Annotated in this window: 6 protein-coding genes and 1 pseudogene; all 7 read left to right on the forward strand. The window is 69.1% G+C overall.

The window, feature by feature from the left end; all coding sequences use genetic code 11:
* Positions 1–280 precede the first annotated feature (280 nt).
* The 7 genes and pseudogenes from gltB to BBK82_RS23425 all read left to right on the forward strand — a co-directional run bounded on the left by gltB (position 281) and on the right by BBK82_RS23425 (position 12290).
* Positions 281–4800: pseudogene (gene gltB, locus BBK82_RS23395) on the forward strand (glutamate synthase large subunit).
* The gene (locus tag BBK82_RS23400; protein ID WP_065916914.1) at positions 4793–6298 is read left to right on the forward strand and encodes a glutamate synthase subunit beta; all 1506 of its coding nucleotides are present in this window, start codon (positions 4793–4795) and stop codon (positions 6296–6298) included. The pseudogene gltB and the gene BBK82_RS23400 overlap by 8 nt, the downstream one beginning before the upstream one ends.
* Before the next feature lie 88 nt (positions 6299–6386).
* A complete protein-coding gene (locus BBK82_RS23405) occupies positions 6387–6830 on the forward strand; it encodes a hypothetical protein (protein WP_154697449.1) in 444 nt (147 codons plus the stop codon).
* A gap of 120 nt (positions 6831–6950) precedes the next feature.
* On the forward strand, positions 6951–9818 hold the full coding sequence (locus tag BBK82_RS23410) for an NACHT domain-containing protein (protein ID WP_065916916.1): 2868 nt from the start codon (positions 6951–6953) through the stop codon (positions 9816–9818).
* A 116-nt stretch (positions 9819–9934) separates the two neighbouring features.
* Positions 9935–10255: a hypothetical protein gene (locus BBK82_RS23415; RefSeq protein ID WP_065916917.1), complete on the forward strand. Its 321-nt coding sequence runs from the start codon at positions 9935–9937 to the stop codon at positions 10253–10255.
* Positions 10256–10318: 63 nt separating this feature from the next.
* Entirely contained in the window at positions 10319–10894 is a 576-nt protein-coding gene (locus BBK82_RS23420) for a carbonic anhydrase (protein WP_065916918.1), read from the forward strand.
* A gap of 10 nt (positions 10895–10904) precedes the next feature.
* Positions 10905–12290 (forward strand): SulP family inorganic anion transporter, encoded by a 1386-nt coding sequence (locus BBK82_RS23425; RefSeq protein WP_237048331.1) that lies wholly within the window; start codon positions 10905–10907, stop codon positions 12288–12290.
* The last annotated feature ends 91 nt before the right edge of the window (positions 12291–12381 follow it).

Consider the following 12381-nt stretch of genomic DNA (forward strand, 5'->3'; position numbering starts at 1 on the left):
CGAATGTTGTGCAGCTCTCATCAGGCTGGCCCTAGTTGAACGTTCGGTTACGCTAACCCAGCCGTAACGGAGCTCGACGTCCGCTGCAATGTCGCTCAGCGCTGGGAAATCGTTACGCTTCCATGACCTAGATCACCCATTGGCGGGTGTCCCTGGGTTTCGCGGCTGTTAAAGTCGCGTCAACACGCGGGCCATCGTCGTCCCGTGCTCCCACCTGTTGGTACGAGGTCTGAGCACGAGGACTAGTTCTTCAGCGAGGACGACGAAGGAGGTCTGCGCAGTGATCTTCTCCGCCATCCCCGGCCCCCAGGGTCTGTACGACCCAGCTGATGAGCGCGACGCCTGTGGTGTCGCCATGGTGGCCGACATCCAGGGCAGGCGTTCCCACGGCATCGTGAGCGACGCGCTCACCGCCCTAGCAAACCTCGAGCACCGCGGTGCCGCCGGTGCCGAGCCCACCTCGGGTGACGGTGCCGGGATCCTGTTGCAGCTGCCGGACGAGTTCCTGCGTGCTGTCGTCGACTTCGACCTGCCGGAGAGCGGCGGGTACGCGGCGGGAATCGCTTTCCTGCCGTTTGAGGCCGAAGAACGCGAGTCCGCTCGCGCGCAGATCGAGCGCATCGCGGTCGAGGAGGGCCTGGAGGTCATCGGCTGGCGCGACGTGCCGGTCGACCCGGAGAAGGCCGGCGTCGGTCCCACGGCGTTGTCCGTGGCGCCGCACTTCGCGCAGCTGTTCGTCAAGGGCACGCGCGGCGAGACCGGCATCGGGCTGGACCGCCTGACCTTCTGCCTGCGCAAGCGGGTCGAGCACGAGGGCAGCGTGTACTTCCCGTCGCTGTCCGCGCGCACGATCGTCTACAAGGGAATGCTGACGACCGAGCAGCTGCCGGCGTTCTTCCCGGACCTGCGCGACGAGCGGCTGTACAGCGCGATCGCGTTGGTGCACAGCCGGTTCTCCACCAACACGTTCCCGTCGTGGCCGCTGGCGCACCCGTTCCGGTTCGTCGCCCACAACGGTGAGATCAACACCGTGCGCGGCAACCGCAACCGCATGCGCGCCCGGGAGGCGTTGCTGGACAGCGACCTCATCCCCGGCGACCTCGCGCGGCTGTTCCCGATCTGCGACCCGGACGGGTCGGACTCGGCGTCGTTCGACGAGGTGCTGGAGCTGCTGCACCTCGGCGGCCGCAGCCTGCCGCACGCGGTGCTGATGATGATCCCGGAGGCGTGGGAGAACCACGCCACGATGGATCCGAAGCGCCGCGCGTTCTACCAGTTCCACGCCTCCCTGATGGAGCCGTGGGACGGCCCGGCGTGTGTCACGTTCACCGACGGCGAGGTCGTGGGCGCGGTCCTGGACCGCAACGGCCTGCGGCCCGCCCGCTGGTGGCAGACCGCCGACGGCCGCGTGGTGCTCGCCTCCGAGTCCGGTGTGCTGGACGTGCCGTCCGACCAGGTCGTCGCGAAGGGCCGGCTGCAGCCGGGCCGGATGTTCCTGGTCGACACCGCCCAGGGCCGCATCGTCGACGACGAGGAGCTCAAGTCGAACCTGGCCTCCGAGCGGCCCTACGACGAGTGGCTGCACGCGGGTCTGCTCGACCTCGCCGACCTGGCCGACCGCGAGCACGTGGTGCAGAGCCACGAGTCGGTCGTGCGCCGCCAGCTCACCTTCGGCTACACCGAGGAGGAGCTGCGGATCCTGCTCACGCCCATGTCGATCATGGGTCAGGAACCTCGGCTCCATGGGCACGGACACCCCGGTCGCCGCGCTGTCGCAGCGTTCGCGGCTGCTCTACGACTACTTCGTGCAGAACTTCGCGCAGGTCACGAACCCGCCGCTGGACGCGATCCGCGAGGAGATCGTCACCTCCGTCAAGCGCGTGATGGGCCCCGAGCAGAACCTGCTCGACCCCGGCCCGGTGTCCTGCCGGCACGTCACGCTCGACTACCCGGTGATCGACAACGACGAGCTCGCCAAGCTCATCCACATCAACGACGACGGCGACCTGCCCGGCTTCGCGTGCACCGTCCTGTCGGGACTGTACGAAGTGGACGGTGGTGGCGAGGCTCTGACCGCGGCGATCGAGCGCGTGCGCCGGGAGGCGTCGGAAGCGATCGCCAACGGTGCCCGCACGCTGGTGCTGAGCGACCGCGACTCCGACCACCGCATGGCACCGATCCCGTCGCTGCTGCTCGTCTCCGCGGTGCACCACCACCTGGTGCGCACCAAGGAACGCCTGCGCGTCGCCCTCGTCGTCGAGTCCGGTGACTGCCGCGAGGTCCACCACGTCGCCGCACTGCTGAGCTACGGCGCCGCCGCGGTGAACCCGTACCTCGCGTTCGAGACGATCGAGGACCTGATCAGCCAGGGCGCCATCACCGGCGTCCCGGCGCACAAGGCGATCCGCAACTACGTCAAGGCGCTCGTCAAGGGCGTCCTGAAGATCATGTCGAAGATGGGCATCTCGACCGTCGGCGCCTACACCGCGGCGCAGATCTTCGAGGCGGTCGGCCTGTCGAACGAGCTGCTGGACGAGTACTTCACCGGCACGCAGTCGAAGCTCGGCGGCGTCGGTCTCGACGTGCTCGCCGAGGAGGTGGCGCTGCGCCACCGCCGCGCGTACCCGGACAACCCCACCGACCGCGCGCACCGCAGGCTCGAGGTCGGTGGCGACTACCAGTACCGCCGCGAGGGCGAGCTGCACCTGTTCACACCGGAGACGGTGTTCCTGCTGCAGCACGCCACGAAGACGCGCAAGGAGGACGTCTTCCGCCAGTACACGGCGGAGGTCGAGCGCGTCTCGCGGCAGGGCGGCACGTTGCGCGGCCTGTTCAAGTTCCGCACCGAGGGCCGCACGCCGATCCCGATCGACGAGGTGGAGCCCGTCAGCGCGATCGTCAAGCGCTTCAACACCGGTGCCATGTCGTACGGCTCGATCTCGGCCGAGGCGCACGAGACCCTCGCCATCGCGATGAACCGGCTCGGCGGCCGGTCGAACTCCGGTGAGGGCGGCGAGGACCGCGAGCGCCTGTACGACCCGGAACGCCGTTCCGCGGTCAAGCAGGTCGCGAGTGGACGGTTCGGTGTCACGAGCGAGTACCTCGTGAACTCCACGGACATCCAGATCAAGATGGCGCAGGGCGCGAAGCCCGGCGAGGGCGGCCAGTTGCCCGGCTTCAAGGTCTACCCGTGGGTCGCGCGCACCCGGCACTCCACGCCGGGCGTCGGTCTCATCTCGCCGCCGCCGCACCACGACATCTACTCGATCGAGGACCTGGCGCAACTCATCCACGACCTGAAGAACGCGAACGAGCAGGCACGGGTTCACGTGAAGCTCGTCTCGTCGATCGGCGTGGGCACGGTCGCGGCGGGGGTCGCCAAGGCGCACGCGGACGTCGTGCTGATCTCCGGCTACGACGGCGGCACCGGTGCCTCGCCGATGAACTCGCTCAAGCACGCGGGCACGCCGTGGGAGATCGGCCTCGCCGAGACCCAGCAGACGTTGCTGCTCAACGGTTTGCGCGACCGCATCACCGTCCAGGTCGACGGCGCGATGCGCACCGGCCGCGACGTCGTGGTGGCCGCGCTGCTCGGCGCCGAGGAGTTCGGCTTCGCCACCGCACCGCTGATCGTCGCCGGCTGCGTGATGATGCGCGTCTGCCACCTGGACACCTGCCCGGTCGGCGTCGCCACGCAGAACCCGGACCTGCGGGCCCGCTACACCGGCCAGGCCGACCACGTCGTGAACTTCTTCGAGTTCATCGCGCAGGAGGCCCGCGAACTGCTGGCGGAGCTGGGTTTCCGCACGATCGACGAGGCCGTCGGCCACGCCGAGCTGCTCGACAAGGACGACGCGATCGAGCACTGGAAGACCGAGGGCCTCAACCTGGACCCGGTCTTCGAGGTGCCGGAGACGCCGTACCCGACGGCGAAGCGCAAGGTCCGCGAGCAGGACCACGGCCTCGACAAGGCACTGGACCGCACGCTGATCCAGCTCGCCGAGGCGGCGCTGGAGGACGCGCACCAGGTCAAGCTGGAGCTGCCGGTCCGCAACGTCAACCGCACGGTCGGCACGCTGCTCGGCGCCGAGGTCACCCGCCTACGGCGGTGAGGGCCTGGAGGACGACACGATCCACGTGAAGCTCACGGGGTCGGCCGGCCAGTCGCTCGGCGCGTTCCTGCCGCGCGGCATCACGCTGGAGATGGTCGGCGACGCCAACGACTACGTCGGCAAGGGCCTGTCCGGCGGCCGGATCATCGTCCGCCCGCACGACGACGCGCCGTTCCGCGCGGAGCTGCAGGTGATCGCGGGCAACGTGATCGGCTACGGCGCCACGTCGGGTGAGATCTTCCTGCGCGGCCGGGTGGGCGAACGCTTCTGCGTCCGCAACTCCGGTGCCACGCTGGTGGCCGAGGGCGTGGGCGACCACGCGTTCGAGTACATGACCGGAGGCCGTGCCGTCGTGCTCGGCCCGACCGGTCGCAACGTCGCGGCCGGCATGTCCGGCGGCATCGCGTACGTGCTGGACCTGGACCCGTTGTCGGTGAACCAGGAGATGGTGAATCTGCAGCGCCTCAGCGCCGAGGACCTGCGTTGGCTCAAGGACGTCGTCACCAGGCACCACGAGCACACCGGTTCCGCGGTGGCCGCTTCACTGCTCGGTGACTGGACTCGGCGAGCCGGTGCGTTCACGAAGGTCATGCCCGGCGACTACCAGCGCGTTCTCGAGGCCATGCGTCTCGCCCGCGCCGAGGGCCGGGACGTTGACGCGGCTGTCATGGAGGCGTCTCGTGGCTGATCCACAGGGTTTCATGAAGTACTCCCGCTCCGACGCGCCGAAGCGTCCGAAGCCGGACCGGTTGCAGGACTGGAACGAGGTGTACCTGCACGAGGACCCGGCCGAGCGCAACGCGGCCGTCCGCACGCAGGCCACCCGGTGCATGGACTGCGGCATCCCGTTCTGCCACAGCGGAAGCGCGGGCTGCCCGCTGGGCAACCTGATCCCGGAGTGGAACGACCTGGTGCGCCGCGGCGACTGGGAGCTCGCCTCCGACCGCCTGCACGCCACCAACAACTTCCCGGAGTTCACGGGTCGTCTGTGCCCGGCGCCGTGTGAGGCCGCGTGCGTGCTGGCGATCTCGCACGACGCCGGTGGCGCGGTCGCGATCAAGCGGGTCGAGGAGACCATCGCCGACGTGTCGTGGGAGAACGGCTACGTGCAGCCGTCCACGGCCGCGGTGCACTCCGGCAAGCGCGTCGCGGTCGTCGGCTCCGGCCCCGCCGGTCTGGCCGCCGCCCAGCAGCTGACCCGCGCGGGCCACGAAGTCGTCGTGTACGAACGCGACGACCGTCTCGGCGGCCTGCTGCGCTACGGCATCCCCGAGTTCAAGATGGAGAAGAAGGTCCTCGACCGCAGGCTGTCCCAGCTGCGCCGCGAGGGCACGAAGTTCGTGACCGGCTGCGAGGTCGGCGTCGACATCACGGTCGAGCAGCTGCGGTCCGACTTCGACGCGGTCGTGCTGGCCGTGGGCGCGTTGCGCGGCCGGGACGACAAGACCACGCCCGGCCGTGACCTCGACGGCATCCACCTCGCGATGGACCACCTGGTCCCCGCGAACCGCGCCTGCGAGGGCGACGGCCCGTCCTCGATCTCCGCCGAGGGCAAGCACGTCATCGTCATCGGCGGCGGCGACACGGGCGCCGACTGCTACGGCACCGCGACCCGCCAGGGCGCGCTGTCGGTGACGCAGCTCGACCAGTACCCGATGCCGCCGTCGGTCCGCGACGACGACCGCTCGCCGTGGCCGGTGTGGCCGCACGTCCTGCGCACCTACCCGGCGCACGAGGAGGCCGGCGAACGCCGCTTCACCGTGGCGGTCCGCCGCTTCGTGGGCGACGACGCCGGGCACGTGCGGTTCATCGAGCTGCAGCAGGTCCGCGTCGAGAAGGACTCCTCCGGCCGCCGCAGGGTCGTGCCGCTGTCCGACGAGGTCGAGGTCCTGCCCGCCGACATGGTGTTGCTGGCCATCGGTTTCGAGGGCGTCGAGCACATGAAGGTCCTCGACGACTTCGGCATCCCGCTGTCCTCCCGAGGCACCATCTCGTGCGGCTCCGACTGGCAGACGACCGCACCCGGCGTGTTCGTCTGCGGCGACGCCCACCGCGGCGCGTCGCTGGTGGTGTGGGCGATCGCCGAGGGCCGGTCCGTGGCGCACGCCGTGGACAAGTTCCTCACCGGCGCGTCCAGCCTGCCCTCGCCCGTGATCCCCAACCTGCTTCCGCTCGCGGTGGTCTGACAACGGCGTCCGACCACCGGCAGCAGCATGACGCCCCGGCCCGACAACGACGTCGGACCGGGGCGTTCGCCTTTGTAGGCTGGCGGTCGTGGAACCGTTTCCGATGGCGTTCGCGGTGATCCGGGGTGAGTTCGCCGGCTCGACCTGGGACGCGGTGGCCCGGCGGTTCGACGAACTGCGCTGGGGCAACAAGGACTTCGCGTCGCACCAGTACGTGCGGGACGTCATCGCCAGCGTCGTGGACAGCGGTGTGGCCGGGCGCCTGGGGGTGACCACGTCGATGCACGACCTCGTCGTGGTGTCGCTCGAGACGACGAACGGGCACTACGAGACGATCAAGGTGCATGCTCCTGGCGTGCTGGCGCCGGTGGACGACGGCTGCTTCGTGCTCACCTTCTACGGGAACAAGAGGCGCAAGCGGGGGTGTCAGGTGGTCGAGCAGCACCCGGTGGCGGACGCCGTGCCGGCGTTCTGGCGGATGGTCGGGGAGAAGTTCGGCGTGACGCGTGATCCCGGTCAGCCGACCGGGTGACCGGTCGCGGCGACCAGCGCACGTACGCCCTTGCGGCCGTCACCACGACGTCCAGCACGGGCTTGGGTGTGGCACAACGGGCGCAGCCTTGTACATCCGGTCGTTTGAGACCATTGGCAGATGGCGCTCGTCTACGTCTCCTCCACATTCGCCGACTTGCGCGAGCACCGCGAGGCGGTGCGGATGGCGATTCGACGGTTGGGCCACAAGGACATCGCCATGGAGCACTACGTGGCGGAGGACGTGCGGCCGGTGGACCGTTGCCTTTCCGACGTGCGGTCGGCCGACCTGTACGTCGTGGTGATGGCGTGGCGGTACGGCTTCATCCCGCCCGGCCACACTCAGTCGATCACCGAGCTGGAATACCGCGCCGCGGTGGAGGCGGGCATCCCGGTGCTCGCGTTCGTGCTGTCCGAGGACGAGCCGTGGCCGCGCAAGCTCATGGAGCTCCGCGACGAGGTCGAGGCGTTCCGCACGGAACTGCTGGAGGCCCGGATCGCGGGCGTGTTCGGCTCGAAGGACGACCTGGCGCGGCAGGTTTCCGAGGGCGTCCAGAAGTGGTCCAGCGGCACCGGCGAGGCGAGCACCGACTGGTACGCCTACCAGCAGGCCGTGGTGGAGCGGTACAGGTACGTCCGGCTGTCGGTGATCGCCGGCGCCCAGCACGACCGGATGGCCCGCATCCCGCTGCTCGACGTCTTCGTGTCCCAGCAGCTGCGGGCCGGCCGCCCGAACTTCGACCTGCCCGACGAGGAGGGCGCCGGTGGCCCGGCTCTCACGGAGGACGGTGCGGCGGTGCTCGGCCGCGAACCGAAGCAGGTGGTCCTCGGCGGACCGGGCAGCGGCAAGAGCACACTGTTCCAGGTCACCCTGCTGAACGCGGTCGACCCGGTGGCGTTCCTGGTCGAGCTGCGCGAGTACGTCCTGGTCGGCAGCCAGGACTTCGTGGCCTTCCTGGTCGCGAACACCTGGGAGAAGTTCGGCGTCCGGGTGACCGAAGCCCAGCTGGCCGAGGCGCTGAAGGCCGGTGCGACGATCTTCTTCGACGGCCTGGACGAGATCTTCGACCGGGCGGCGCACGCCCGCGTGATCAACCAGTTCCACGCCTTCACCACCCGCTTCCCCGAGGCACGGCTCGTGGTGTCCTCGCGGATCGTCGGCTACGACCCGGACGAACTGGGCCTGGCCGGTTTCGAGCACTACACGCTGCTCGACTTCGGCCTCAAGGAGATCCGCTCGTTCGTCCCCGCGTGGTACCAGCACTACACCTTCGAAGGCGACGAACGCGATGCCGCCGGCCTGGTCGACCGCATCGCGGACAACCCGCGGCTGCTGGAACTGGCCGGGAACCCGTTGCTGCTCACCATGATGGCCGTGCTCTACAAGCACCAGGACCTACCCGAGAAGCGCTGGAAGCTGTACGAACGCTGCACCGACGTGCTGCTGGAGGACTGGGACGTCAAACGCAAGCGGATCGACAGCTTGGAGCTGCTACCGCTCGGCTTCCGGCTCGGCCGCGACCAGAAGGCCGAGATCCTGCAGAACATCGCGATGGCGATGCTCTCGGCGCGGCCGGGTTCCGGTCGTGAGCTGAACGCGATCGCGTACGAGCCGTTGCGCGACATCATCGCCGCCTATCTGGAGCGTCAGTACGCCAAGTCGGCGGGCGAGGCGCAGGCGACCGCGGTGGAGATCCTCAACCACCTGCGGGAACGGACGTTCGTCCTGGCCGAGACCGGGGAGGGCGTGTTCGGGTTCGTGCACCGGACGTTCATGGAGTACTTCGTGGCGCGGCACGTGCTGGCGGAGTTCAACCGGAGGAAGGCGGACTACGGCTGGTTGAAGGCCGAGGTGTACTGGAAGCACTGGCAGAACGCCGAGTGGCACGAGCCGTTGTTGTTGCTGTCGGCGATGCTGGCGGGGCAGGGGTCGCCGATCCGTGAGGTCGTGACGGCACTGGCGGAGGTCCGGCTGGTGGCCGGACGGCCGTTCGCACTGCGCTGCCTGGGAGAGACGGGCACCGTTGCGGCTGAAGACCAGGACTGGGCGGCGGACCTCGTGCACAGGATGGTCGACGAGCTGTCGTTCATACCGCCCAAGGACGCGTTCCGGGCCGAGTACGCCGCCGACGTGGCGGCCGCGCTTTCGTCGGTGGCGGGCTCGTTCCCCTTCCAGCCGGTGACGCTGCAGCTGATCAGCGAGTACCGGAATTCCTCCGTCATCAGCAACCGAATCACAGGTTTTCAGCTGGAGCTCGCGACCGCACCGCGCTCGGAACGCCGCCGGATGGCGATGTCCGCGTTGCCGGACAAGGACGAGGCGGTTCGCAGGGCGGCCATCGCGGTGCTGGACCGCGATTCTGGGGACGAAGCCGTCTTCGGCGCCTTCCTGACCGCACTCGAGCGCGAACGCAACACCCGTGTCCGAGAGCCGCTCATCACCGCGCTCGATCGGGGGTGGCCCGGCCGCCGCGCGGTGCTGGACGCCATTGCGTGGCGGTCTGTTCAGGAGACTTCGTACAAGCATGCGATCTGGGTTGCCAAACACCTCGCGATCGCCTGGGCCGGTGACCCCGGCGCGCGTGACATTGTCATCCAACTGCCCAGCGAGGCGCCTGCCGAGAAGTGCCGCGAGGTGGTGGACGCGGTCGCCTCTGCTCTGGTGAAGGGGTGGCGTGGCCAGCTTGACTTCGCTCACTTTCTGGAGAGGCACATGGACGGAGGTGAATTCCCGGTGAAGTGGGCCGCAGTTCGAACCTGTGCCATCGCCCATATCCGCGTCTTGTACCAGTGGGTGTGGGATCATCCCGAAGCGTTCGGTCGATTCGAACTCATTGAAGTGATGCGTGCCACATATCGGCATAAAGCTGTTGCCGAGTGGATCGTGCGCTTGATGAATGAACACCCAGACCCTCATCTCCGGGAAGCCGCCGGTCAGGCGTTGGAACGGGTCTACGGCCGGAGGACCGTTCCGCTCCGTGAAACCTGAAGATCCTTTCGGGTGAATCTCGTGCTTGAGGCGGTGGAATCGTCCCCCCGTTAACCCATTCGTCACTCCCTCCGGTAAAACTGGAAGAAGTAGATCAACTCGGACGGGGGTGGCACATGCGCAGCGTCCTGCTCGCGGTCGTGATCGCCCTCTGCGCCGTCCTCGCCCCGGCGGTCTCCACGGCGTCGATCGGCGCCCCGCCGCCCAAGTCCAAGTCCTCCGCTCCCAAGGAGGAAGCGCCCCGCGAGGAGCGCGAACCCTGCCGGTCGCGGCTCATGGCGGCTGCGGCGGCGGTGCAGCGTTCGTCCGCTGAGGACAGGCCGAAAGCGGTCGCGGTCACGCCGCGGCCGGAGGTCGAGAAGGTCAAGCCGGTGTCCGCTGCCGAGCCCATGGCGGTTTGGCGCACACCACCCGCGCTGCAGGTGTTCCGGAACTGATCCCGCACCCCATCGGCCGGATCAGAACTGAACATTTTTCAACTCAGGCAGTGAGGGATTCCCATGGACTTCCATCGCTTTGTTCAGCATGCCCGCGCACACGCCAAGACGCGCGGCAGTGACATCGGAAAGAAGCTCGCGGAGGGGCAGAAGCCCTCGACGATGTTCATCACGTGCGCTGATTCCCGCATCGTCACGGCGGCCATCACCGGTGCGGAGCCGGGGGCGTTGTTCGAGCTGAGGACGGCGGGGAACGTGATTCCGCCGTACGAGGTGCAGGCGCCGACCAGCGAGATGGCGACCATCGAGTTCGCGGTGTTGCAGCTCGGGGTCAGCGAGATCGTGGTCTGCGGGCATTCGCACTGCGGTGCGGTGCTGGCGCTCAACGAGGCGGTGATCGACCACCTGCCCGCCATGCGCGGGTGGCTGGGAAAGCAGCGGCCGCGGAAGGCGGAGAGCGACCCGGCGATGCGCGTGGAGGGGCAGGAGCACGTGCGCAGGCAGCTGGAGACGTTGCTCGCGTACCCGTTCGTGGCCGAGAAGGTGGCTAACGGCGAGCTGCGCGTTCACGGGTGGTTCTACGACATCGAGACCGGCGAGGTCTCCGCGTGTGCCGAGCATGCGTTCCAGCCGCTGTAGAGGATTTCCGATGAAAAAGTACTGGGCCGATCTCGGCGCGTCGGTCGTGGTGTTCCTGGTGGCGCTGCCGCTGTGCGTCGGTGTGGCGGTGGCGTCCGGGGTGCCGGCCGAGCTCGGGATCGTGACGGGAGTCGTCGGCGGCATCGTCGTCGGGTTGTTGCCGGGCAGCTCGCTGCAGGTGAGCGGGCCCGCGGCCGGGTTGACCGTGTTGGTGGCGGACGCGGTCAGCTCCCACGGCATCGAGGCGCTCGGGGTGATCGTGCTCGGGGCCGGTGCCTTGCAGGTGCTGCTGGGCTTGGCGCGGTGCGGGCGGTGGTTCCGGGCGATCTCGCCGTCGGTGGTGCAGGGCATGCTCGCCGGCATCGGGCTGGTGCTCGTGCTCGGGCAGCTCTACCCGCTGGTGGGGGCGCAGGCGCCGGGGACCACGTGGGAGAAGATCACCGGTCTGGTGAGCCTCGCCGTGTCGCCGGTGGCGGTGGCGCTCGGGTTGCTGACCATCGTGATCATGCTGCTGTGGCAGCGGACGCCGTTGCGGGTCGTGCCCGGTGTGCTGGTCGGGGTGGTGGTCACGACCGCGCTGGCGGGGGTGTTCGCCTCGTCGGTGGCGCGGATCGACGTCGGTGAGCTCGCCACGGACGTGCACCTGCCGGACCTTTCTCTGCTGGACACCGGCATCGTGGGCACGGCGGTGGTGTTCGCGCTGGTGGCGTCGGCGGAGAGCCTGTTCAGCGCGGCGGCGGTCGACCGGATGCACGACGGGCCGCGCACGCGGTACAACCGGGAGCTGGTGGCGCAGGGCGTCGGGAACACGCTGTGCGGGTTGCTGGGTGCGCTGCCGATGACGGCGGTGATCGTGCGCAGCTCGGCCAACGTCCAGGCGGGCGCGCGGACGAAGCTCTCGCGGGTGCTGCACGGGGTGTGGTTGCTGCTGTTCGTGGTCGCGTTGCCGGAGCTGATCGCGTTGATCCCGGTGGCGGTGCTGGCCGCCGTGCTCGTGCACGCCGGGTGGAAGCTGCTCGGCATCGGCCAGGTCGTCGCGCTGTGGCGCAAGGACCGGGCCGAGGGCGCGATCGTGGTGCTCACGGCCGGGCTGATCGTGGGCACGGACCTGCTGACCGGCACGCTGGTCGGTCTGCTCGCGGCGGTCGTGAAGACGGCGTGGGACGTGTCCAGGCTGTCGGTCGTCGTGACCGCCGACGGGGTCGCGCTCAAGGGCAACGCCACGTTCCTGCGGCTGCCGGGCCTGCTCGACGTGCTCGACGGCGTCGACCGGGAGCACGTCCGGATGGACCTGAGCGGGGTCCGGCACCTCGACCAGGCCTGCGGGCAGGCCATCGACCAGTGGGTCGACGAGTCGCGCCGCGCGGGCAGGACCGTCGAGCTGGTCGGACGGTGAGCTGACGGGCGCCGTCCGGTCCACTGCGGACCGGACGGCGCCCACGGCGAACTGGCCGGGAAGAACTGGTGAACACTGGGCCGTTCGGGTG

The organism is Lentzea guizhouensis (assembly GCF_001701025.1).
Lineage (GTDB): Bacteria > Actinomycetota > Actinomycetes > Mycobacteriales > Pseudonocardiaceae > Lentzea > Lentzea guizhouensis.

Excerpts from the sequence above, each read along its gene's own strand:
- BBK82_RS23415 (WP_065916917.1), top strand. The coding sequence starts at position 9,935 with ATGCGCAGCGTCCTGCTCGCGGTCGTGATCGCCCTCTGCGCCGTCCTC.
- BBK82_RS23410 (WP_065916916.1), top strand. The coding sequence starts at position 6,951 with ATGGCGCTCGTCTACGTCTCCTCCACATTCGCCGACTTGCGCGAGCAC.
- BBK82_RS23425 (WP_237048331.1), top strand. The coding sequence starts at position 10,905 with ATGAAAAAGTACTGGGCCGATCTCGGCGCGTCGGTCGTGGTGTTCCTG.
- BBK82_RS23420 (WP_065916918.1), top strand. The coding sequence starts at position 10,319 with ATGGACTTCCATCGCTTTGTTCAGCATGCCCGCGCACACGCCAAGACG.